Source organism: Candidatus Brevundimonas phytovorans, assembly GCA_029203145.1.
In the GTDB taxonomy this organism is placed as follows: Bacteria; Pseudomonadota; Alphaproteobacteria; order Caulobacterales; family Caulobacteraceae; genus Brevundimonas; species Brevundimonas phytovorans.
Genome location: CP119309.1, coordinates 1,191,951 through 1,213,702, shown reverse-complemented (window position 1 = coordinate 1,213,702; position 21,752 = coordinate 1,191,951). Strand labels below are relative to the sequence as shown.

Genomic DNA, 21,752 nt, shown 5'->3' with positions numbered 1-21,752 from the left:
GAATCACAGAACCGTTGTTTCTGAACGACTGAGCCCCATATCCGAATCCTTCGATCACCAAAGGAGTCGCCTCATGGAAGTTCTCTACCGCGCCCACGCCACGGCATCGGGAGGTGGCCGCGACGAGGGCCGCTCCGCCACCGATGACGGCAAGATCGACGTTCACCTGTCCGTCCCGACTGAAATGGGCGGCAAGGGCGGCGATGGGACCAATCCCGAACAGCTCTTCGCCACCGGATACGCCGCCTGCTACCTCGGCGCCCTGCGCCTGGTCGCGGGCAAGGCCGGAACCCCGGTCGGCCCCGACACCAAGGTCGCCGCCGGCGTCGGCTTCGGCAAGAACACGCGCGGCGAGGGGTTCAACCTCGATGTCACGCTCCACATCACCGACCACGGCCTCGATCAGGCGGTGATCGAGGACCTGATCCACAAGGCGCATCAGGTCTGCCCCTATTCCAACGCCACGCGCGGCAATATCGACGTGACGTTGAGCGCCGGCTGAGGCCATGAGCGCCGCGCCCCAGGTCCTGATCGTCGGCGCCGGTCCCACGGGACTGGCGGCGGCCCTCTTCCTGTCCCGGCGCGGCGTGCCTGTTCGCCTGATCGACGCCGCCGAGACGCCCATCGCCACGTCAAAGGCGCTCGGCGTCAATCCCCGCACCCTCGACCTGCTGGAACCGACCGGCGTCACCGCCCGCATCCTGGCCGAGGCCGGAACCGCCGCCCGGCTGCATATCCATCGTCACGGCCAGACCCTGGCCGTGGTCCATCTGGACGAAATCGACGTTGGCGCCCGCTTCCCTCTGTCCATCTTGCCCCAGGCCCGCACCGAGGCCCTGCTGACCGAGGCCCTGGCTGCGCGCGGCGTCACGGTCGAACGCGGCCTGGCCCTGACCGGCCTGTCGCAAGACGCCGAGGCCGTCACCGCCACCCTATCGTCCGGCGAGCACGTGCGGACGCCGCTGCTGTTCGCCGCCGACGGCGCCCATTCCACCGTGCGAAAGGCGCTAAACCTCGGCTTTCCTGGCGACGCCTGGGCCGAGCCCTGGCAGTTGATCGACGTCGAGCTGGACGGCCCGCCAGCCGACGAGGCCTGGATCGACTTCCGCGACGACGCCGTCTTCGTCTGCCTGCCCTACTCTGGCACGCGCTTCCGCCTGATCGGCTTCGGCCCGCCGCTGCTGGACAACCTGCCCGAGGGCTGGCGCGCCGGCGCCGTGCTCTGGCGCTCGGACTTTCACATCTCGCACCGTATGGCCTCGGCCATGAGCCTGGGGCGCGTCGCCCTGGGCGGAGACGCCGCCCACATTCATTCACCTATTGGGGCGCGCGGCCTGAACCTGGGGATTGAGGACGCCTACATCTTCACCGACTGCGCCGCCGATTTCCTCAGCGGCCAGACCGACCGAATCGAGGACTACGACCGCCTGCGTCGTCCGGTGGACAAGGCCGTGGTGCGCCGCGTCCGCGCCCTGACCAGCTTCGTGCGCAACACCGGCGCCGGGGCCGATCTGGCCCGCCGCGCCGCCATTCCTGTCGTCACCCGCCTGCCCTTCCTGATCGAACGTGTCGCCCGCATCGGTCTGGGTCTCGACCACCCGGTCGTGCTGCGCTAATCGACCTGTCATGACCTCCCCCCTCGACGCCTCGCCCGATCCCCTGGTCACGCTGGAGCCGCACCGCAAGGTGACGGTCAGGGAGGCGTTCGGCGTCGATTCCGACATGGTCGTGCCCGCCTTCGACACGCGCGACAGTCATGTGCCCGAGATCGACGAGAGCTATCGCTTCGATCCGCAGACGACCCTGGCCATCTGCGCCGGCTTCGCCTTTGACCGCCGCGTCATGGTTCAGGGCTATCACGGCACCGGCAAGTCGACCCACATCGAGCAGGTCGCCGCCCGCCTGAACTGGCCTCTGGTCCGCGTCAATCTGGACAGCCACATCAGCCGTATCGATCTGGTCGGCAAGGACGCCATCGTCCTCAAGGACGGCAAGCAGATCACCGAGTTCCGCGAGGGCATCCTGCCCTGGTCGCTGCAACGCCCGGTCGCCCTGGTCTTTGACGAATACGACGCGGGCCGTCCCGACGTCATGTTCGTGATCCAGCGCGTGCTGGAGGCCCAGGGCCGCCTGACCCTGCTGGATCAGAACCGCGTCATCCGCCCGAACCGCTGGTTCCGACTGTTCTCGACCACCAACACCATCGGCCTGGGCGACACCTCGGGCCTCTATCACGGCACCCAGCAGATCAACCAGGGTCAGATGGACCGCTGGAACATCGTCACGACGCTGAACTACCTCGACCACGACGTCGAAGCCGAGATCGTCGCCGCCAAGATCCCCGAGTGGAACGACGCCGAGGGCAAGCGCCGCATCGCCGCCATGGTCCGCGTCGCCGACATGACCCGCAACGCCTTCATGAACGGCGACATCTCGACCGTCATGTCGCCCCGCACGGTCATCACCTGGGCCCAGAACGCCATCATCTTCGGCGGCGACCTGGCCCTCAGCTTCCGTCTGACCTTCCTGAACAAGTGCGACGAACTGGAACGCCCCACCATCGCCGAGTTCTACCAACGCGCCTTTGGCGAGGACCTGCCCGAAGCCGCTACGCGGGTGAAGGTGGGGTAACTCTCTTCCTTCTCCCCTTGCGGGAGAAGGTGGCGGCCGCAGGCCGACGGATGAGGGGTTTCTCGACATTTAACGAGGGTGCGCGCTTCTGAGCGCTGCGCGACCCCTCATCCGACCCGCTTGCGCGGGCCACCTTCTCACGCAAGGGGAGAAGGAAAGCCCCTACCCCTTCAGCAGCCGATCCCGCGCCGCATTGACCCGCGCCGCCAGCCCCTCAGTCCCGCCCTGATCGGGATGCGCCCGCGCCATAAGCCGACGCCAGGCAGCTTGTACCGCCTCAGGCGTGGCGTCAGGGGAAACGCCGAGAATGGCCCGCGCCTCAGCTTCCGTCAGCCGCTCAGCCCCCGGCGCACGCGGCGGCACGGTGCGAACCCGCGATTGAACCGCCAGCCACAGCCCCGCCCCCGCCAGCCCGATCGCCGCCAGCCAGACCCCACGCGACGCAGCCAGAACCGCCCCCGCGAACAGGGCCGTGCTGAGGATGGTCGCGGAAATGCGCCAGTGGCCGCGCCGGGCGCGCTCGGTCTGACGCCCCAGCCGGGCCAGCGCCCAGACCGCCACGGCGGCCAGCCCCAGCCAGATCAGGCCCATGCGACGATCAGGCCGCCGCCGCGTCCAGCGGAGCCAGCGATCCGCCCGCCGCGTCTTCCAGACCCATGGCCTGCATCAGGTTGCGCATCTCCTGACGCGCCGCGACGTGGGCCAGCGACACCGAAACCGGGCGGATGTCGTTCGACAGGTCGGCGACCGTCAGGCCGAACGGGAACAGCTCGCGATAGATGACCCGGTCGCGAAGACCCGGCCCGACGCGGAAGCCGACGCGCTTGGCCAGCTTCTTCATCTTCTCCTCCAGACGGCGACGGTTGCGCGCCTCGGCCACGGCCAGACGGTTGGTGACGACGATCCAGTCGATCGACACCTGACGGCCCTCGTTGATGGCGCGGTGCTTGCGCGCCTCCCAGACGCTCTCGGAGTAGATGGACGGCTTGAGCAGATCCAGCGTCACCGGATCGACCTCGCCCAGCAGGTCGAAGTCGACGAAGCTGTCGTTCATCGGCGTGACGATCTGGTCGGCGCGACCATGGGCGGCACGCGACAGGGCCGTATCGCCGCCGGGGGTATCGATCAGGATGATGTCGGCCACGCCCTGCGCCTCGGCATAGGCCGCGTCGAAGCGCGCCAGTTGCTCGGCCTCGTCGGCCTTGGCCAGCGCCTTGCCGTCGCCCATGTCGGGCACGATCGGCAGGGGCAGGTTGTGGCCGTTGGCCGCGGTCCAGACGGCGCGGTTCGAGAAGAACCGCTCCATGGAGCGCTGGCGCAGGTCCAGGTCGATGATGGCGACCTTCTTACCCGCGTGCAGCAGGCCGGTGACGATGTGAATGGCCAGGGTGGACTTGCCCGCCCCGCCCTTTTCATTGCCGATGACGATGACCTGAGGCTGCGCCATTTTGTGTTCCGTTGTTTCGACGGGCGCGACTCATAGGTGCGCTCCCCATCCCAGACGCCCTAGATCGGGCCAAGGGCGTCAGTCGTCAACGAAACCTTAAGCCGCGCCTGTGGACGACGCCGCCTCTGCGGCCCGGACGCACCAGGGATCGGACGCCGCCGCACGCTCGCACAGCGCCTTGGCCTGGGCCGAACCGGCCCGGACCTTCAGCCGAACCAGGCGCCGACCTTGAACCTCGACCGGCTCGAACACCGGGCTCAGGCCTTGGCTGCCCTGCCCCAGACGCTCCCATGCCGCCTGGGCCGAAGCTTGACTGGCGTAGGCGCCGAGCTGGATCAGCACGGCGTTCGAAGGCGAGGCGACCGCCTGCGGCCGCGCGGGCTTGGCGGCCTGCTGTTGCTGCGCCGCCTGCACAGCGGGCGGCGCTTCAGGGTCGATGAACACGGAGGGCATGGCCGGCAGGACAGCCGCCGCCTTGCTCGTCAGCCCGTCGCGGGCGTCCCATAGCTGATGCGGCGTCAGAAGCTCGACCTTCAGCGGACGCCGCGCCGGCTCATCGACCTTGCGCGAAGCGGCAGTTGCCCTCACTGGCTCAGCCTGGCTTGTCAGAGGAATGGCCGCGATCTGATCCGCCACGCCTTCGAGCCGATGCGGATCGGCCTCCGCCATGCCACAGCCGGACAGCAGCGCCGCGAGGGCGCCGACCGATCCGAGCCGCAGGATGACGGAAGCGTTCATGCCGCCATGCTGAACGCAGTCTTTTGAGACAGGGTTGAGGAACAGGCTTAACGCGCGTTAAGCCCTCGCCTTCAGCCGATGGCGCCGACGCAGCCTTCCACGTCGCCCGGCGCCACGTCGGCGTCGGTCAGGGCCAGGGTCCAGCCGTGGTTGGTGTTCAGGCCCCAGCGGCGCGCGCCCGAGCCGTCGCCGGCGTCGCCGCCGACCGTCACCACCACGCGGCGGCCCGTCGGCAGGGCCGGCGGATCGATCTTGCCCACGGCCAGAGAGGTCGGGGTGTCGCCGCCGTAGCCGTCGAAAACGCTCAACATCGACCATTCGCGACGCAGACCCATCCACCAGGCGTCGTCGGTGTTGATCGACAGCACCGCGACGCCATGACCTTCGGCGGCGTGCGCCAGCGCGGCCTGCGGATCGCGGACCAGCTTGATGTCGGCGGCGGCCCCGAAGCGCAGACGGGCGCCGTCCACGGCCTTGGCCGGGTCGATGGGGGCCCAGACGTGGACCTGCAACCGACCCTGACGGGCCAAACCCCAGCCGACGATCTCGCGCCACAGGTGCTCGACCGCCTCGCGGTTTTCAGGTTCGCACTGCTTCAGGACGCGCGCCTGTACGGCCTGTTCACGGTCGGGACGCAGCTTGGTGTGCGGGCCGGTCGGCGCGTCCTTGGCCTTGCCCACCTGGGCGGCAATAGCCAGGCGGCGCTCGAACAACTCAAGGATCTGGTCGTCCAGGCTGTCGATCTCGGTGCGCAGGGCGGCCAGCGCCTTCTGCTCGGGCGACAGTTCGGCTTGGTCAGCGGGCCAGACTTGCTGGATATTGGAATTGGGCATGGGATTGGGCTTTCAGCATTCGAATTTCGATGGGGGGATGCGTGTGATCGCGTCGCCGCTCTGCGTCAGAGCGGTCGCCGGTGAGACAGTCAGAGTTTGGAAAAACTCGACGCCTCAGCCGGCGTATCGAAAGCCGTAATAGCCGTAGCCAAAATAAAAGCCGGCCACCGCGCGCGTGGTGGTTTCAAGGGTCAGTTGTGCGCGCAGCGAGGACATGAATCCGGTCCGGTTTCAGGATCAGGGTCGATCCGATCCCCTCTTAAGCGCGCAAACTCTATGCGCGGTCAAGCCTTGGGAGAGCTAAGCAGGACAAATCGCGTCCGATTGTCGCTGAAATCCTGCAAATCGTTGCGCAGAACCGACAGTCCATAGACCTCCGCGGCGCGCGCGGGCGCCACCGCCGCGCGGGTCAGATCGCCCGCTTCAGCCACCGCAGCGGCGGCGCCGCCGGTGTCAAACACCTCGACCGAGGCGATCTTCATCTCGCCCAACGCCTTCGAGCATTGCTGCAAGGCGACTGGGTGGCTCTCGGCTGTCCTGATGTCCGCCAGCCGCGCTTCCGGCAGGGCCATCAAGGCCAGGCGGATCGGCCGCCAGGCTTCGCTGACCTCCGTCAAACCCGCCTCCCGCACCAGGCTTGCGGCGGGCTCAACCACGCCGATGGTCGAGTTCTCGACCGGAATCAGCGCGAACTGGCAGTCGCCGGACAGCAGGGCCTCAATGGCTCCCTGAAAGGTCTCGAAGCCGACCGCCTCGTCCCACGGGCGCAGGTCGAGGCAGGCTTCATGGCTGAAGGCGCCGGGCGCGCCCTGATAGGCGACGCGGCCCGACCCTTCGTTTTCGGCTGCCGAGGTCACGCGGCCTCGGCGCGCGCCTGACGCCCGGCCTTGAGGCGTTCAGCCACAAGGAAGGCCAGCTCCAGCGACTGATCCGCGTTCAGGCGCGGGTCGCAGTGGGTGTGATAACGGCTCGACAGCTCGTCCTCAGTCACCGCCTGGGCGCCGCCGATGCATTCGGTGACGTTCTGGCCGGTCATCTCCAGGTGGACGCCGCCGGGGTGGACGCCCTCGGCCTCAGCCACATCGATGAAGGTGCGGACCTCGCCCATGACGCGGTCGAACGGCCGGGTCTTGTAGCCGTTGGCGGCCTTCAGCGTATTGCCGTGCATCGGGTCGATCGACCAGATGACGCGCTTGCCCTCGGCCTTCACCGCCCGCATCAGGGCCGGCAGACGATCGCCGACCTTGTCGTGGCCAAAGCGGCCGATCAGGGTCAGACGGCCTGGAATATTGTTCGGGTTCAGGGCGTCGATCAGCGGCAGGATGTCTTCCGCCGTCATGGTCGGCCCGCACTTGACGCCGATGGGGTTCGAGATGCCGCGCATGAACTCGATATGCGCGCCGTCCAGCTGACGGGTGCGCTCGCCGATCCACAGCATGTGGGCCGAGGTGTCGAACCACTCGCCTGACGAGCCTTCCAGGCGCGTCAGGGCGCTCTCGACGTTCAGCAGCAGGGCTTCGTGACTGGTGAACACCTCGACGCGCGACAGGTCAGGATGCGTTTCCGGCGTGACGCCGACCGCCTCCATGAAGGCCAGGGCCTCGGTGATCTTGTCGGCCAGCTCGCGATAGGCCGCGCCCGCGCCATTGTCGGCGAAGCCGAGCGTCCAGCGGTGGATGTTGTACAGATCGGCATAGCCGCCGCCGGCGAAGGCGCGCAGCAGGTTCAGCGTCGAGGCCGACTGGTTATAGGCCTTCAGCAGGCGCTGCGGATCGGGCACGCGCTCTTCCGGCGTGAAGCCCATGCCGTTGATGATGTCGCCGCGATAGGACGGCAGCTCGACGCCGCCGATTTCCTCCAGCGGCGATGATCGCGGCTTGGCGAACTGACCAGCGATGCGGCCGACCTTCACCACCGGCTTGCGCCCGGCGAAGGTCAGGACAACCGCCATCTGCAGGATCAGGCGGAAGGTGTCGCGAATGTTGTCGGTCGAGAACTCCTTGAAGCTCTCGGCGCAGTCGCCCCCTTGAAGGAGGAAGGCGTCGCCCGCCTCCACCTGTGCGAGATGCTGGGTCAGTTTGCGGGCTTCGCCAGCAAAGACCAGGGGCGGCATGGCCCGCAGCTCGTCTTCGACACGGGCCAGTTCGGCCATGTCAGGATAGTCCGTCGGCATATGCACGACGGGCTTGTTTCTCCAGGATTCAGGGGTCCAGCGCGTACTCATGCCGCCTAGATAGCCCTCAAGGCGACTTGGAACAACAAATGTTGCGCCGCAGCGACGTTTTCAGAGCGGCGACCAGGCCTCGTCTGCGGGCAGAGGCGCAAACAGGGCGTCCAACGTCGCGTCGCTGACGCCCGAAAGGTCGGCGGGCGACCACTTCGGCGCATTGTCCTTGTCGACGATGACGGCGCGGACGCCTTCCTGGAAATCATGGGTGCGCACCACCCGACCGCCCAGGGCGTATTCCATCGCCATGTTGTCGGCGAACGACGCGAGAGTCGCGCCGATGCGGATCTGACGAAGCGACACCTTCAGCGACTGCGGCGACTTGGTCTTCAGCGTCTTCAACTGCGCCAGCGCCCATTCCGACCCATCGGCCTCCAGCGCGGCGAAGATCTCCTCGACCGTATCGAAGGCGAACAGCCGGTCGATGGCCTCGCGGTGCGCATCCAGCGGCGCCGGCCCGGCCTCGCCCGCCACGCGGTCGGCCACGGCCTTGGGATCAGCCGGATGGGCGAGAAGTTCGTCCTTCAAGGCCGCCGTCGCGCCGCTCTCGACGAAATGGGTGTGGATGCCCAGGGCCACCGTATCCGCCGCCTTCAGCCGCGCCCCCGTCAGCGCCAGCCAGACGCCCGTCTGTCCCGGCAGACGCGACAGGAACCAGCCCCCGCCCACATCGGGGAACAGGCCGATGCCCGTCTCAGGCATGGCGTAGGTGGTCCGCTCGGTGGCGATGCGCACATCCGCCGGCTCGCTGATGCCCACGCCGCCGCCCATGACGATGCCGTCGACGATGGCCGCGATCGGCTTGGGATATTCGAACATCAGATGGTTCAGCCGATACTCGGTCTTGAAGAAGGCCTTCGCCTCCGACGCATCCCCCGCCCCGCTCTCGGCGATCATGCGAATGTCGCCCCCGGCGCAGAAGCCGCGCTCGCCCGCATGGTCGATCAGCACCGAGCGCACAGCCTCGTCGTCGCGCCAACTCAGCAGCGCCTCGGTCATCGCCTCGCACATCGCCCGGTTCAGGGCATGGATCGCCTTGGGCCGGTTCAGGGTGATGCGACCGACGCCGTTGTCGACGCGGGTGATGACTTCAGCTTCGGCCATTTGATCGCTCATCGCGCCAGCTCCCGCGCGATGATGACGCGCATGATCTCATTGGTGCCTTCCAGAATGCGGTGCACCCGCAGGTCGCGCACGATCCGTTCCAGCGGATAGTCCTTCAGGTAGCCATAGCCGCCGTGGATCTGCAGCGCCTCGTCGGCGATGTGGAAGCAGGCGTCAGTGGCCAGCCGCTTGGCCATGGCGCACCACTTGGTCTTTTCCGGGTGATTGTTGTCGATGGCCCAGGCCCCGCGCAGCACCATCAGGCGCGCCGCCTCCAGGTCCGTCGCCATGTCGGCCAGACGGAACTGCAGCGCCTGAAACTGGCCGATAGCCTGACCGAACTGCTTGCGCGTGGCGACGTAGTCCTGCGCCGTCTCCAGCGCCAGCCGCGCCCCGCCCAGCGAACAGGCGGCGATATTCAACCGCCCGCCGTCCAGACCGGCCATGGCATATTTGAAGCCTGCCCCCTCTTCGCCCAGCAGGTTGGCGACCGGAATCCGGCAGTCGTCAAAGCTGACCACGGCGGTCGGCTGGGCGTTCCAGCCCATCTTCTTTTCCTGTGCGCCGAACGACAGGCCGGGCGTCCCCGCCTCGACCACCACGGCGCTGACGCCCTTGGCCCCTTCGCCGCCCGTGCGGACCATGACCACATAGACGTCGGACGTCCCGGCGCCCGAGATGAAGGCCTTGGACCCGTTCAGCACGAAATGATCGCCGTCGCGCACTGCGGTCGTGCGCAGCGCCGCCGCGTCCGACCCCGAGCCCGGCTCGGTCAGGCAATAGCTGGCGATCTTGTCCATCGTCGTCAGCGACGGGACGAAGCGCGACCGCAGATCGTCAGACCCGAACTTGTCGATCATCCACGTCGCCATATTGTGGATCGAGATGAAGGCCGCCGTCGCCACGTCCCCGCGCGACAGCTCCTCAAAGATCAGCGCCGCCTCGACCCGCCCCAGGGCCATGCCGCCGTGCTCTTCGCCGGTATAGATGCCGCAGAAGCCCATCTCGGCCGCGTGGCGCATGACATCGACCGGGAAGTGCTTGTCCTCGTCCCACCGGGCCGAATGCGGCGCCAGCTCGGCGTCGGCAAAGGCCCGCGCCGCGTCCTGAATGGCGCGCTGGTCGTCGTTGAGGGCGAATTCCATGATCTTTTACTCCCGACTCTAGCCCTCTGACGGGGCGTTCATGCTGCTTTTAGCCAAGCGCTTGGGAAACGTCACCCCGACAACGCCCTGCGCCGCATCCTGTGTCCGCTCGTGACGCAGAGGCGCGCTAGTCTCTGCCTCTCGAAGAGACGTTTTCAGACTATTCAGACGAATTGGACTCTGTTTTTTCGCCGCTGAGGTCCGATATGCGACCGCCAAGGCCGTTTCCCTGCCCCGCCTACCGGACTATGAGCCCTGCATGACCATGCCGTTCCAGCCCGCCGCCTTCCCCTACGCCCGCCCGCGTCGCCTGCGCTCGCAGCCCTGGGTGCGCCGTCTGGTCGCCGAGACGACCCTGACGCCCGCCGACCTGATCTGGCCGATCATCGTCCATGACGGGTCCGACGACCGCCAAGCGGTCCCCTCCATGCCGGGCGTCTTCCGCCTGTCTCCGAAAGAAGCCGCCAAGGCCGCCGTCGAGGCGCGCGATCTGGGCATCCCGATGATCGCCCTCTTCCCGAACGTGGACGGCGCCATCAAGGACAGTGTCGGCACCGCCGCCAGCGACCCGGACGGCCTGATCCCCGACTGCATCAAGGCCATCAAGGACGCAGCCCCCGAGATCGGCGTCATGACTGACGTGGCGCTCGACTGCTACACCGACCACGGCCACGACGGCGTCATGGAGAACGGCCGCATCGTCAACGACGCCAGCATCGAACGTCTGGTGGAACAGGCCTTCATTCACGCCCATGCCGGCGCCGACGCCGTCGCCCCGTCCGACATGATGGACGGTCGTGTCCAGGCCATCCGCGAGGCGCTGGAAGCCAACGGCCTGCCCGACACCCTGATCATCAGCTACGCCGCCAAGTACGCCTCGGCCTTCTACGGCCCCTACCGCGACGCGGTGGGCTCGTCCAAGTCCCTGACCGGCGACAAGAAGACCTATCAGATGGACTACGCCAACGCCGACGAGGCGCTGCGCGAGGTGGCGATGGACATTTCCGAGGGCGCCGACGCCCTGATCGTCAAGCCGGGCCTGCCCTATCTCGACATCGTCAAGCTGGTCTCGGACACCTTCAAGATCCCGACCTTCGCCTATCAGGTGTCCGGCGAGTACGCGATGATGCATGCCTCCATCGCCAACGGCTGGCTGGAGGAAGACCGCGCCATCCTGGAAACCCTGCACGCCTTCAAGCGCGCCGGCGCCTCCGGCGTCCTCACCTACTTCGCCCCCAAGGCGGCGAGGCTGCTGGGGGCGTAAATCCCACTTCCGTCATCCTCCGGCGAGCGCAGCGAGACCGGGGGACCCAGCGGCGCCCGGAGGGCGAAAGCCCACGCGCCGCACTTGCAATAGAGATCGCCTTCGGCGCCGCTGGGTCCCCCGGTCAGCGCCGCTGCGCGGCTTGCCGGAGGATGACGAACAGAAAGTTCACGCTCCCGGATCGACCGCCTGCCCGTACTTGCCGCGGAAATAGGTCAGGGCGTCGCCGGGGTGAGCCTCGAAGGCGGCGACCCGGCCCACGATCACCAGATGGTCGCCCATGACGATGCGGTCATGGGTGGTGCAGTCCAGCCGCGTCACGGCGTTGCGCAGGCGCGGCGGCGCGGGATCGCCAACCTCGAACTCATCGTCCGACAGGGTGCAGACGCCCCAGGCGAAGCGGTCCGACATGGCCTGATCCTCGACCGGCAAGACGTGAACCGCGAACCGCTCGGCGCCGGCAAAGGCGTCGTGACGATCCGACTTGATGTCCATGCACCACAGCACCAGCGGCGGATCCAGCGACACCGAGGTAAAGCTGTTGACCGTAATGCCCAGCGGCCCCTCGGCCGTATGGGCCGTCACCACGCAGACGCCGGTGGCGAAACCGCCCAGCGCCTTGCGATAGGCCTTGGCGTCGAATTCGGAAGGAGATGAGGTCATGGTCACAGGCCTGACCTAAGCCGTGGCTCGCCGCGCGGCAAGGTGGCGTTCGGAAACGCCCGCACCGCAACCGCTTCTTAACGGCCCGCGTGTGATTCACGGCTAACAGACGACGTTAAGATTGGCCTGCCCATGTCCGTGAGCGATCGCCCGATCCTCATCAAGAAGGTAAAGAAGGTGATCGCCGGCGGTCACCACGGCGGCGCGTGGAAAGTCGCCTACGCCGACTTCGTCACGGCCATGATGGCCTTCTTCCTGCTGATGTGGCTGATCAACACGACCGACCCGGAGCAGAAGCGCGGCATCGCCGAATACTTCGCCCCGGCCAACGTCTCCGCCTCGACCTCCGGGTCCGGCGGCATTCTCGGCGGCACGGCCCTGGGCGACGACGGCGCCAAGAGCTCCGGCTCCATGGCCATGATCGAACAACTGGCGCCCGAGGCCCCGGAAACCTCCGAAGAGGCCGGTCAGAGCACCAATCTGGCCGGCGCCAGCGAATCCGCCCTGCGGGCCGAGATCGCCAGGCGTGAGGCCGCCGACTTCGCCAGCGCCGCCGAATCCCTGCGTCAGGCCATGCAGGCCATGCCCGAGCTGGCCGAGCTGTCCAAACAGCTGATCATCGACCAGACGCCCGAGGGCCTGCGCATCCAGCTGGTCGATCAGGAAGGCCGCTCGATGTTCGAGAACGGCTCGACCCGACCCAACCCGCGCGCCCAGCTGCTGCTGCGGGCCATCGCCAAGGTCATCAACCAGCTGCCCAACCGCATCTCCATCACCGGCCACACCAGCGCCGTCGCCGGTTCCAGCCGCGCCAGCGGCGCGGGCGACTGGTCCCTGTCGTCGGCCCGCGCCGACGCTTCCCGCCTTGTGCTACAGGGCGCCGGAGTCAACGCTGACCGGGTTTATTCGGTGGCGGGCAAGGCGGGTTCGGACCCTCTCTATCCCGATGATCCGTCGCTGGCCGGCAACCGCCGCATCGCCATCGTCCTGCTGCGCGAGGCTCCGGTCCTGCCCACGGACACCAGCCTGTGACCGCAGGCGCCGACGTCTCGGCGCTTGCGAAATCCTCCGGTTGCGCGCCAAATCGAGACATGACGACCCACGCGCAAACCTGCCGATACGATCGGGCTCGGACCTAAGGCCGTGACCCAGCATTTTCCGACCCGGCAGCTGCGGTTTTTCATGACCGCCAACGCGCCCTGCCCCTATCTGCCCGGCCAGTTCGAGCGCAAGGTCTTCGCCAACCTGCCCTTCAGCGACGGCGCCGACGTCAACGACGCCCTGACCCAGGCCGGCTTCCGCCGCAGCCAGAACATCGCCTATCGCCCGGCGTGCGAGGCCTGCGCGGCTTGCGTCTCGGTCCGCATTCCGGTGGCCGACTTCGCCTTCTCCCGGTCCCAGCGCAAGATCCTGAACCGCAACGCCGATCTGTCGCGCGATCTGGTCGAGGCCGAGGCGACGATGGAGCAGTTCGACCTGCTGCGCCGCTATCTGACCGCCCGCCACCCCGGCGGCGGCATGAGCGACATGGGCTGGTCCGACTATGTGTCGATGGTCGAGGATACGGCCGTCCGCACCCACCTGATCGAATACCGAACGCCCGCCACCGACGAGGCCCCCGGCGATCTGATCGGCGTCTGCCTGACCGACCTGCTGCATGACGGCCTGTCGATGGTCTACAGCTTCTTCGACCCCGATCTGGAACGCCGCAGCCTGGGCCAGTTCGCCATCATGGATCACCTGCGTCAGGCAGGCCAGGTCGGCCTACCCTACGTCTATCTCGGCTACTGGGTCCAGGGCTCGCCCAAGATGGACTACAAGGCCAGGTTCCGCCCGATGGAAGCGCTGCGCCCGCTAGGCTGGGAACGGCTGGAAGACTAGCGCCGCGCCTCTCCCTCCCCTTCATGGGGAGGGTGGCTGAGGCTGAAGGCCGAAGCCGGGTGGGGGCGGCCCGGCTATTCAAGCGCATTACCCAGGACCACCGCGCCCTCCCCACCCGGTCGCTTCGCGACCCCCCTCCCCATGAAGGGGAGGGAGAAGATGCCTCAGGTCGTCGGAACCGCCGTCCCCGACGTGACCGACGGCGTCGGCCCCTCGTCCCGACCGCCCGCGAACTTCACCAAGGCCGCAATCCGCTTCTCAATCGGCGGGTGGGTGGCGAACAGGCCGGAGAAACCCGCCTTGTCCGCCGTATTGTCCAGGAACATGCCGCGCAGTTCGTCCGGCGCCCGCAGCTTGGACTGGCCCGACACCTTCCTCAGCGCCGAGATCATGGCGTCCGGATTCTTGGTCAGCTCTACCGCCCCCGCATCGGCCACATACTCCCGCGTCCGCGACAGGGTCATGCGGATGACCGCCGCCAGGCCGAAACCGATCACCCCGATGGCCAGACCGATCAGGATCAGCGGCATGGCGTTCTTGTTGTTCCCGCCGCGACCGCCGCGCACATAGAACAGGCTGCGGAACACCAGTTCGGCGACCACGCTGATGATCCCCGCAAAGATCGAGGCGATCACCATGGTCCGCACGTCCTTGTTGATGACGTGGGTCAGTTCATGGGCCAGGACGCACTCCATCTCGTCCCGGCTGAGGGTCTGCATCAGGCCGCGCGTGACGGTGACGCTGTAGTTCCCCTCATGCAGGCCGGACGCATAGGCGTTCAGCGACGGGCTCTCGATGATCCGCAGCGTCGGCGTCCGCAGCCCACGCGAGATCGCCAGGTTTTCGAGCAGGTTGTAGAGCTCTGGCTCCACCCGCCGCTCCACCTTCCTCGCCCCGGTCATGGCGTCGATCATTACCTGATTGCCGAAATAGGCGATGACGAACCAGATGCCGGCCACGACCAGCGCCGTCGGCACGGTCCAGCCCAGCATGGACGCCGCCAGCGCCAGATCCTGCGACAGACTGCCGCCCGAGTTGGGCAGCAGACCGAACCCCATCATCAGCACCTGGATGCCGAACAGGATCAGCACCAACAGCACCGGGAACCCGGCCAGCAGGATCGCCGAGCGGGTGTTGTTCTGCCAGATGTGGGTCTTGAGGCCGACGGCCTGACCGAAAACCGCCATTGGGGCTTAGAACTTCACCGTCGGCGGGGCCGCGTTCAGGGCCGCACGTTCACCCTCGCCCACGTCGAAGAAGGGCTTGTCCGAGGCAAAGCCGAACATGCCGGCGAACAGCACCGTCGGGAACTGGCGGCGCACGGCGTTGAACTCGCTGACGGCATTGTTGAAGAAGCGGCGCGCGGCGGCCAGCTTGTTCTCGATGTCCGACAGGTCCATCTGAAGCTGCTGGAAGTTGGCGTTGGCCTTCAGATCCGGATAGGCCTCGGACACGGCGAACAGACGTCCCAGAGCGCCGGTCAGCATGTTCTCGGCCTGCACCTTCTCATCAACGGTGCGGGCGCCGGCGGCGGCGGCGCGGGCCTGGGTCACGGCGTCCAGGGTGCCGCGCTCGTGCGTGGCGTAGCCCTTCACCGTCTCGACCAGGTTGGGGATCAGGTCCTGACGCTGCTTCAACTGCACGTCGATGTCGGCGAACGACTGGTTCGCGGACTGATCCAGCGCCACCAGTCTGTTGTAGGCGCCGACGACGACGAACAGCAGAACGACGACGATAACGGCGATGATGATCAGGGTGATCATTGAGCCTCCTCCAGCATTGCAGGAGGAATATGGGGGGCCGCAGCCTCAGCAACCAATGAATTCGTCGTCACCAAGGCTCAAGGCGAGAGCACTCTTTCCTTCGTCATCCTCCGGGCCGCGCCCAGCGCGGAACCGGGGGACCCAGCGGCGCGCAAGAGCGCGAACCTGTCAAAGACTTCGCCGGGGCTTTCGCCGCGCCGCCGCGCGGCGCCGCTGGGTCCCCCGGTCGCTCCTGCGGAGCGCCGGAGGATGACGGCGACTTTTTTTGCTAGCGGAACTTGCGCATCCCGCGCGGCCCCTGACGACCGGCGCCGGCGCGCTTGCCCAGCCAGTCCTTCCAATCGGGCCAGTTGCGGCGACGACCGCCCCCGTCGGCCCATTCTGGTCCCGCCTCAGCGTTGAACACCGCCACGTCGGCCAGACCGCCCTGCTTGTAGCTCTGCAGCTTCACGCCCTTGCCACGGCCCATTTCAGGCAGTTCAGCGATGGGGAAGATCAGCGCCTTGATGTTCTCGCCGATGACCGCGACGTGGTCGCCAGTCACCCGCAGCATGGCCAGCATGTCGCCGTTCAGCACCTGCTTGCCGCCGCGTTTCTGGGCCAGGAGGTCGTTTTCCGGCGCGACGAAGCCGTAACCGGCCTTGGACGCGACCAGAAGCTTCGCATTCGGTTCGTGCGCCACCACATTGATAATCTCGGCCTTTTCGTCGAGATCGATCATCAGACGCAGCGGCTCGCCGTGACCGCGCCCCGACGCCAGCTTGTCGGCGCCGATGGTGAAGATGCGCCCGTCCGAGGCGCCCACCAGCAGCTTGTCCGTGGTGAAGGTCGGCACCAGGAAGGCCAGGCTGTCGCCCTCCTTGAACTTCAGTTCCGACGGGTCCTCGACCTTGCCCTTGGCGGCGCGGATCCAGCCGCGCTCCGACAGGATGACGGTGATGGCTTCGCGCGGGATGAAGGCTTCGGGCGCCACAAAGGCCGAGGCGTCGACCGCCTCGCCGATGGTGGTGCGGCGCGGGGAGATCAGCGCCTTGCGCACGACCTCCAGCTCCTTGGAAATGGCCTTCCACTGCTTGCCTTCCGAAGATGTCAGCGCCTTCAGTGCCGCAAGTTCCTCGGCCAGAGCATTGAATTCCTTGTCGATGGCCATTTCTTCGATCCGCGCCAATTGGCGCAGACGGGTGTCGAGGATGTAGTCGGCTTGCGGCTCGCTCAGACCAAAGCGCGCGATCAGGACCGCCTTCGGCTGCTCCTCCTCGCGAACGATGCGGATCACCTCGTCCAGGTTGAGGAAGACGATGCGCAGGCCTTCCAGCAGGTGCAGTCGCTTCTCGACCCGCTCGATCCGCCATTGCGACCGGCGGTTCAGCACCACGCGGCGGTGATCCAGGAAGGCTTGCAGGCAGTCCTTCAGGCCCATGACGCGCGGCGTGCCCGTGGCGTCCAGCACGTTCATGTTGATCGGGAAGCGGACCTCCAGATCGGACAGCTTGAACAGGCTCTCCATCAGCATCTCGGGCTCGATGGTGCGGTTCTTCGGCTCCAGGATCAGCCGGATGTCTTCCGCCGACTCGTCGCGCACGTCGCCCAGCAGGGGCGCCTTCTTGTTCTCGATCAGGTCGGCCAGGGCCTCGATCAGGCGGCTCTTCTGCACCTGATAGGGCATCTCGGTGACGATGATGCGCCAGACGCCGCGACCCAGGTCCTCGGTCTCCCAGCGCGCGCGCAGGCGCACCCCGCCCCTGCCCGTCTCATAGGCGTCCAGGATCGAGGCATGACCTTCCACCGACACCCCGCCGGTCGGGAAGTCCGGCCCCGGCACGATCTGCACCAGCTCCTCAGTCGTCGCCTCGGGCCGCTCCAGCAGCAGCTGACAGGCGTCGATCAGTTCGCCGACGTTGTGCGGCGGGATCGAGGTCGCCATGCCCACCGCAATGCCCGACGATCCGTTGGCCAGCAGGTTGGGGAAGCCCGCCGGCAGCACCACCGGCTCCTCGTCCTGATCGTCATAGGTGGCGCGGAAATCGACCGAGTCCTGATCGATGCCGTCCAGCAGGAGGACGGCGGCGGGCGTCAGCTTGCACTCGGTGTAACGCATGGCGGCGGCGCTATCGCCGTCGATGTTGCCGAAATTGCCCTGACCGTCGACCAGCGGATAGCGCTGGGCGAAGTCCTGGGCCAGACGGACCAGAGCCTCATAGATGGAGGCGTCGCCGTGCGGGTGATAGCCGCCCATGACCTCGCCGACGACCTTGGCGCACTTGCGCGCCGCCGCCTGCGGGTTCAGCCGCATCTGGTGCATGGCGTACATGATGCGCCGGTGCACCGGCTTGAAGCCGTCGCGCACGTCGGGCAGCGCGCGGTTGGTGATCGTGGACAGGGCGTAGGCGAGGTAGCGCTTGGACAGCGCCTCGCTCATCGGCTCTTCAACGATGCGGCCGCCTTCGGGCGTCGGAGTGTGGATGGTCATGTGTTTTCGAATCGGAGATCGGACGCCGGAAGTCTAGCCCACTGACGGAATCAGAAGGGGGTAAAGTCGGGAAAACCGGCGCCCTGCATCCAGATGGCGCATTGAGGCGTATCCTCTCCCGAGGGCGATACGCCCAAGGACGACGCCATGCTCCTGATCCTGCTGTCCTATCTGGCCGGGGCGCTGACCATTCTCAGCCCCTGTATCCTGCCGGTCCTGCCCTTTGTGTTTGCACGCGCGGGCCAGCCCTTTGTGAAAAGCGGCCTGCCCCTGCTGCTGGGCATGGCCCTGACGTTCGCGGGCGTGGCGACGCTGGCGGCGGTCGGCGGCGGCTGGGCGGTGCAGGCCAATCAGGTCGGGCGCTGGATTGCCCTGGCGGTCATGGCGGTGCTGGGGCTGACCCTGGTGTTTCCGGCCCTGGCGGATCGACTGACGCGGCCTCTGGTCGCGCTGGGCTCGCGCCTGACCGAAAAGGCCAGCGCGGAGCAACAGACGGGCGGCGGCGTCTGGCCCTCCTTCCTGCTGGGCGTGGCGACCGGCCTGCTGTGGGCGCCGTGCGCCGGGCCGATCCTGGGCCTGATCCTGACCGGCGCCGCGCTGCAAGGGGCCAGCGTCGGCACCACCCTGCTGCTGACCGCCTACGCCGCCGGGGCCGCGACCTCGCTGGCCCTGGCCCTGCTGATCGGCGGCAAGGTCTTCCAGACGATGAAGAAGTCGCTGGGCGTCGGCGAATGGGTGCGAAAAGGTCTGGGCGTGCTCGTCCTGATCGGCGTCGCCGCCATTGCGCTCGGTCTCGACACCGGCCTGCTGACCCGCCTGTCCAGCGGCGGCACCAACCGCATCGAGCAGAGCCTGCTCAGCCGCTTTGGCGCGGGTCAGCCCGTGAACGCCCCCGTCGCGCCGCTAAACGCCCTGCCGATCGAAGGCGCCATGCCGCCGCTGACCGGCGCGACCGAGTGGATCAACAGCCCGCCCCTGACCACCGAACAACTGCGCGGCAAGGTCGTGCTGGTCGATTTCTGGACCTACTCCTGCATCAACTGCGTGCGGACCATCCCCTATGTCCGCGCCTGGGCCGAGAAGTATCGCGATCAGGGTCTGGTGGTGATCGGAGTTCACACGCCCGAGTTCGCCTTCGAGAAGTCGCCCGCCAACGTCCGCGACGCCGTGCGCCGCTTTGGCGTCACCTACCCCGTGGCCATGGATAACGACTTCGCCATCTGGCGGGCGTTCCAGAACAACTACTGGCCGGCCCACTACTTCGTCGATGCCAAGGGGAACATCCGCTACCATCACTTCGGCGAGGGCGACTACGAGCACTCCGAGCGGGTCATCCAGCAACTGCTGAAGGAGGCCGGGGCGACCGGCGTCGATCAGGCCGTGGTTCAGGTGCGCGGTCAGGGCGCCGAGGCCGCCGCCGACATGGCCGAGGTCGCCTCGCCCGAAACCTACGTCGGCTACGCCCGCGCCAAGCACTTCGTCTCGCCCGGCGGCTTCGGCTTCGACGTGCGAAAGACCTATGCGGCCGCGCCTCTGAAACTGAACGACTGGAGCCTGTCCGGCGACTGGATCGTGCGGCCCGAACATGCCGACCTTCAGGCGCCGGGCGGACGCCTCGCCTTCCGCTTCAAGGCCCGCGACCTGCATCTGGTCATGGGGCCCAGCAACATGGGCCAACCCGTGCGCTTCCGCGTCCGCATCGACGGCCAGGCGCCGGGCGCCGACGCCGGCGTGGATATCGACGCTCAGGGCCTGGGGCGGATCGACAGCCAGCGCCTCTATCAACTGGTGCGCCAGTCGGGCGGCGCCCGCGAACGCACCTTCGAGATCGAATTCCTCGACCCCGGCGTTCAGGTCTTCGCCTTCACCTTCGGCTGACTAGAGGCGCCCGGCCTCGGCCAGCCGCTCGATCATCCATACCCGCGCGGGCGGCAGCGGCTTGTTCAGGGCGTGGAAGACGAACTGCTCAAGAAAATGCCCGGTCAGGTCCAGCCCCGCCTTCACATCACCTTCCCCCAACCCCGCCTGCGCCCCCAGCATGAAGGGCGGCAGGTTCAGCAGCTTGTCGGCATAGGGTGCGCCCGCCTCGCGACTGACGGCGCGGCCCGTGCGCGGGCTGACATAGATCAGGTCATCCATCGACCCCGTGGCCGCACACCGCGACAGATCCAGCCCAAAGCCCAGGTCGTCCAGCAGCCCCGCCTCGAACCGCACGAAGATGGCGGGCCAGACCTCGGGCACGGCAAAGGCCCCCATCATGGCCTCGAAGGCCAGAAACGCCCCCGGATGCGGCTCGCGCTCCGGCAAGGCCCCTTGCGCCACCGCCGCCGCTGCGTTCAGCCCGACCAGGGCCAGAGGATCGTCAAACAGGGCCGCCGGCCCCTCGCCCACAGGCTCCAGCCTTGCAGATCCCAGCTGGTCCGAGGTCCGCGACCGCAAATCCGCCACCACCCTCGCCCCGGCCTGGAGGAAGGGCCGCATCTTCCGCGACGCCCCGCCCGCTACATAGGCGGCGCGTCGTCCGTGCCGCTCGGTCAGCAGTTCGACCACGGCCCCGGTATCGCCATGCGCCCGCGCCGACAGGACGAAGGCGTCGTCCTGAACCTCCATCAGTCGGCCTTGATCGCATCGACGACGGCGCGCGCCTTGTCGTTCGGCACGGCGAAGCTGAGGACATACTGCTCGATCTTCCAGCCGTCCTCAGTCAGGCGCAGCACGCCGGAGCCGCGCGTCGTGCCATAGGCGTCGTTGTCCAGCACCTCGTCGAACCAGGCGACGCAGCGGCAGTCGATCGGGGCGATCGTCACCACCCGCCCCGACGGACGATAGGTCCAGCCCTTGCCTTGCGAGAAATAGGGCATGGCGTAGGCGCGGAACTCCGGCAGGGTCCACCGCTCGGTCACGTCCGTACCGATGAAGCGGCCGTCCGCCGTGAAGGTCGCGAAATAGGTCTCGCCGTCGGCCTTTGACGCCGCAGCGTGCATGGCGTCCAGCACGCGCTCGACGGGGGCGGTCTCGGCTTCGGCGGCAGGCGCGGCCTGGACCGGAGCGGCGGACAGTTGGAGCATCATCAGAGCGGCGGTGATCATGGCTTTGTTCTAGTCCTGTTCTCCAACAGGTGAAAGAACCTCTCGCCTTCCTTCTTCACAAGCAGCAGAGCGCGCTTCCTTCTCCCCTTGCGGGAGACGGTGGCAGTCCGATGAGGGGTCTCGCCGCCCTCGAAAGTCGTGCGCTTGATCCACTGTCGCGCGCCCCTCATCCGACCTCCACCCGCAAGGGGAGACGGAACGACGCCCCCTCCCGCTCACCCCGGCGGACGCCGGGGTCCAGTCCTTTGGCTGCAAACGCCGCGCGCGGAGCACGTACTGGATCCCGGCGTCCGCCGGGATGAGCGGTGAAAGGGCCGCGCTTTCACATCGAGCCCCGCCCAGCCCTTCCACCGCCCGGTTCCGCCGAGGCGGACAAACCTGTTCCTTCTCCCCTTGCGGGTGGAGGATGCTCGCCCTGCGAGCTGACGACGGTCGGCGCCCTGATCGCCAGGTTCGGCGTCCGAGGGGTGGAAACTGGGCGGCTGACGCCTTTGTGA

At 67.4% G+C, this 21,752-nt stretch carries 21 protein-coding genes; 7 read left to right on the top strand and 14 right to left on the bottom strand.

Annotated features, from left to right (window positions below):
- Positions 1-73: 73 nt before the first annotated feature.
- The 3 genes from P0Y52_05750 to cobS are packed head-to-tail and all read left to right on the top strand — an operon-like array spanning position 74 to position 2,631.
- Positions 74-502: an organic hydroperoxide resistance protein gene (locus tag P0Y52_05750; GenBank protein WEK59046.1), complete on the top strand. Its 429-nt coding sequence runs from the start codon at positions 74-76 to the stop codon at positions 500-502.
- A gap of 4 nt (positions 503-506) precedes the next feature.
- On the top strand, positions 507-1,616 hold the full coding sequence (locus P0Y52_05745; protein WEK59045.1) for an FAD-dependent monooxygenase: 1,110 nt from the start codon (positions 507-509) through the stop codon (positions 1,614-1,616).
- A gap of 10 nt (positions 1,617-1,626) precedes the next feature.
- Positions 1,627-2,631, top strand: a complete 1,005-nt coding sequence (cobS, locus tag P0Y52_05740) for a cobaltochelatase subunit CobS (GenBank protein WEK59044.1) — start codon at positions 1,627-1,629, stop codon at positions 2,629-2,631.
- 162 nt (positions 2,632-2,793) lie between these two features.
- On the opposite strand, the gene P0Y52_05735 is transcribed toward cobS, so the two are convergent.
- The 8 genes from P0Y52_05735 to P0Y52_05700 form a co-directional block, all read right to left on the bottom strand.
- The gene (locus tag P0Y52_05735; protein ID WEK59043.1) at positions 2,794-3,222 is read right to left on the bottom strand and encodes a molecular chaperone DnaJ; all 429 of its coding nucleotides are present in this window, start codon (positions 3,220-3,222) and stop codon (positions 2,794-2,796) included.
- A gap of 7 nt (positions 3,223-3,229) precedes the next feature.
- Entirely contained in the window at positions 3,230-4,078 is an 849-nt protein-coding gene (locus P0Y52_05730) for a division plane positioning ATPase MipZ (protein WEK59042.1), read from the bottom strand.
- 96 nt (positions 4,079-4,174) lie between these two features.
- Complete coding sequence (locus tag P0Y52_05725; protein WEK59041.1) at positions 4,175-4,816, bottom strand: SPOR domain-containing protein; 642 nt, start codon at positions 4,814-4,816, stop codon at positions 4,175-4,177.
- 71 nt (positions 4,817-4,887) lie between these two features.
- A complete protein-coding gene (locus P0Y52_05720; GenBank protein WEK59040.1) occupies positions 4,888-5,649 on the bottom strand; it encodes a chorismate mutase in 762 nt (253 codons plus the stop codon).
- 284 nt (positions 5,650-5,933) lie between these two features.
- Positions 5,934-6,506: a prephenate dehydratase domain-containing protein gene (locus P0Y52_05715; protein WEK59039.1), complete on the bottom strand. Its 573-nt coding sequence runs from the start codon at positions 6,504-6,506 to the stop codon at positions 5,934-5,936.
- Positions 6,503-7,873: a 3-deoxy-7-phosphoheptulonate synthase class II gene (locus P0Y52_05710; GenBank protein WEK59038.1), complete on the bottom strand. Its 1,371-nt coding sequence runs from the start codon at positions 7,871-7,873 to the stop codon at positions 6,503-6,505. The genes P0Y52_05715 and P0Y52_05710 overlap by 4 nt, the downstream gene beginning before the upstream one ends.
- 60 nt (positions 7,874-7,933) lie before the next feature.
- A complete protein-coding gene (locus P0Y52_05705; GenBank protein WEK59446.1) occupies positions 7,934-8,980 on the bottom strand; it encodes an enoyl-CoA hydratase/isomerase family protein in 1,047 nt (348 codons plus the stop codon).
- A gap of 8 nt (positions 8,981-8,988) precedes the next feature.
- Positions 8,989-10,125, bottom strand: a complete 1,137-nt coding sequence (locus tag P0Y52_05700; GenBank protein ID WEK59037.1) for an isobutyryl-CoA dehydrogenase — start codon at positions 10,123-10,125, stop codon at positions 8,989-8,991.
- A 259-nt stretch (positions 10,126-10,384) separates the two neighbouring features.
- Between P0Y52_05700 and hemB the strand changes: the two genes are divergently transcribed.
- Positions 10,385-11,389, top strand: coding sequence for a porphobilinogen synthase (gene hemB / locus P0Y52_05695; GenBank protein WEK59036.1), 1,005 nt, complete (start codon positions 10,385-10,387; stop codon positions 11,387-11,389).
- A gap of 168 nt (positions 11,390-11,557) precedes the next feature.
- On the opposite strand, the gene P0Y52_05690 is transcribed toward hemB, so the two are convergent.
- Complete coding sequence (locus P0Y52_05690) at positions 11,558-12,052, bottom strand: flavin reductase family protein (GenBank protein WEK59035.1); 495 nt, start codon at positions 12,050-12,052, stop codon at positions 11,558-11,560.
- Positions 12,053-12,184: 132 nt separating this feature from the next.
- Between P0Y52_05690 and P0Y52_05685 the strand changes: the two genes are divergently transcribed.
- Positions 12,185-13,084 carry a flagellar motor protein MotB gene (locus P0Y52_05685; GenBank protein WEK59034.1) on the top strand — a complete coding sequence of 300 codons (900 nt, stop codon included), beginning with the start codon at positions 12,185-12,187 and terminating at the stop codon, positions 13,082-13,084.
- A gap of 111 nt (positions 13,085-13,195) precedes the next feature.
- Entirely contained in the window at positions 13,196-13,933 is a 738-nt protein-coding gene (locus P0Y52_05680; GenBank protein ID WEK59033.1) for an arginyltransferase, read from the top strand.
- 164 nt (positions 13,934-14,097) lie between these two features.
- Here the strand turns inward: P0Y52_05680 and P0Y52_05675 are convergent, their stop codons facing one another.
- From P0Y52_05675 to parC, 3 genes are all read right to left on the bottom strand, one after another.
- On the bottom strand, positions 14,098-15,120 hold the full coding sequence (locus P0Y52_05675) for a M48 family metallopeptidase (GenBank protein ID WEK59032.1): 1,023 nt from the start codon (positions 15,118-15,120) through the stop codon (positions 14,098-14,100).
- A gap of 6 nt (positions 15,121-15,126) precedes the next feature.
- Positions 15,127-15,696 (bottom strand): LemA family protein, encoded by a 570-nt coding sequence (locus tag P0Y52_05670; protein ID WEK59031.1) that lies wholly within the window; start codon positions 15,694-15,696, stop codon positions 15,127-15,129.
- Positions 15,697-15,964: 268 nt separating this feature from the next.
- Positions 15,965-18,166: a DNA topoisomerase IV subunit A gene (gene parC, locus P0Y52_05665; GenBank protein WEK59030.1), complete on the bottom strand. Its 2,202-nt coding sequence runs from the start codon at positions 18,164-18,166 to the stop codon at positions 15,965-15,967.
- Between the two features lie 147 nt (positions 18,167-18,313).
- On the opposite strand from parC, the gene P0Y52_05660 reads away from it, so the two are divergent.
- Positions 18,314-20,044: a cytochrome c biogenesis protein DipZ gene (locus P0Y52_05660; protein ID WEK59029.1), complete on the top strand. Its 1,731-nt coding sequence runs from the start codon at positions 18,314-18,316 to the stop codon at positions 20,042-20,044.
- On the opposite strand, the gene recO is transcribed toward P0Y52_05660, so the two are convergent.
- On the bottom strand, positions 20,045-20,776 hold the full coding sequence (recO, locus tag P0Y52_05655) for a DNA repair protein RecO (GenBank protein WEK59028.1): 732 nt from the start codon (positions 20,774-20,776) through the stop codon (positions 20,045-20,047). It abuts the gene before it with no gap.
- Positions 20,776-21,255, bottom strand: a complete 480-nt coding sequence (locus P0Y52_05650) for a nuclear transport factor 2 family protein (GenBank protein ID WEK59027.1) — start codon at positions 21,253-21,255, stop codon at positions 20,776-20,778. The genes recO and P0Y52_05650 overlap by 1 nt, the downstream gene beginning before the upstream one ends.
- Between the last annotated feature and the right edge of the window lie 497 nt (positions 21,256-21,752).

Excerpts from the sequence above, each read along its gene's own strand:
- P0Y52_05730 (WEK59042.1), bottom strand. The coding sequence starts at position 4,078 with ATGGCGCAGCCTCAGGTCATCGTCATCGGCAATGAAAAGGGCGGGGCG.
- P0Y52_05735 (WEK59043.1), bottom strand. The coding sequence starts at position 3,222 with ATGGGCCTGATCTGGCTGGGGCTGGCCGCCGTGGCGGTCTGGGCGCTG.
- P0Y52_05660 (WEK59029.1), top strand. The coding sequence starts at position 18,314 with ATGCTCCTGATCCTGCTGTCCTATCTGGCCGGGGCGCTGACCATTCTC.
- P0Y52_05675 (WEK59032.1), bottom strand. The coding sequence starts at position 15,120 with ATGGCGGTTTTCGGTCAGGCCGTCGGCCTCAAGACCCACATCTGGCAG.
- cobS (WEK59044.1), top strand. The coding sequence starts at position 1,627 with ATGACCTCCCCCCTCGACGCCTCGCCCGATCCCCTGGTCACGCTGGAG.
- parC (WEK59030.1), bottom strand. The coding sequence starts at position 18,166 with ATGACCATCCACACTCCGACGCCCGAAGGCGGCCGCATCGTTGAAGAG.
- P0Y52_05670 (WEK59031.1), bottom strand. The coding sequence starts at position 15,696 with ATGATCACCCTGATCATCATCGCCGTTATCGTCGTCGTTCTGCTGTTC.
- P0Y52_05685 (WEK59034.1), top strand. The coding sequence starts at position 12,185 with ATGTCCGTGAGCGATCGCCCGATCCTCATCAAGAAGGTAAAGAAGGTG.
- P0Y52_05750 (WEK59046.1), top strand. The coding sequence starts at position 74 with ATGGAAGTTCTCTACCGCGCCCACGCCACGGCATCGGGAGGTGGCCGC.
- P0Y52_05690 (WEK59035.1), bottom strand. The coding sequence starts at position 12,052 with ATGACCTCATCTCCTTCCGAATTCGACGCCAAGGCCTATCGCAAGGCG.
- hemB (WEK59036.1), top strand. The coding sequence starts at position 10,385 with ATGACCATGCCGTTCCAGCCCGCCGCCTTCCCCTACGCCCGCCCGCGT.
- P0Y52_05700 (WEK59037.1), bottom strand. The coding sequence starts at position 10,125 with ATGGAATTCGCCCTCAACGACGACCAGCGCGCCATTCAGGACGCGGCG.
- recO (WEK59028.1), bottom strand. The coding sequence starts at position 20,776 with ATGGAGGTTCAGGACGACGCCTTCGTCCTGTCGGCGCGGGCGCATGGC.
- P0Y52_05725 (WEK59041.1), bottom strand. The coding sequence starts at position 4,816 with ATGAACGCTTCCGTCATCCTGCGGCTCGGATCGGTCGGCGCCCTCGCG.
- P0Y52_05745 (WEK59045.1), top strand. The coding sequence starts at position 507 with ATGAGCGCCGCGCCCCAGGTCCTGATCGTCGGCGCCGGTCCCACGGGA.
- P0Y52_05710 (WEK59038.1), bottom strand. The coding sequence starts at position 7,873 with ATGAGTACGCGCTGGACCCCTGAATCCTGGAGAAACAAGCCCGTCGTG.
- P0Y52_05720 (WEK59040.1), bottom strand. The coding sequence starts at position 5,649 with ATGCCCAATTCCAATATCCAGCAAGTCTGGCCCGCTGACCAAGCCGAA.
- P0Y52_05650 (WEK59027.1), bottom strand. The coding sequence starts at position 21,255 with ATGATCACCGCCGCTCTGATGATGCTCCAACTGTCCGCCGCTCCGGTC.
- P0Y52_05705 (WEK59446.1), bottom strand. The coding sequence starts at position 8,980 with ATGGCCGAAGCTGAAGTCATCACCCGCGTCGACAACGGCGTCGGTCGC.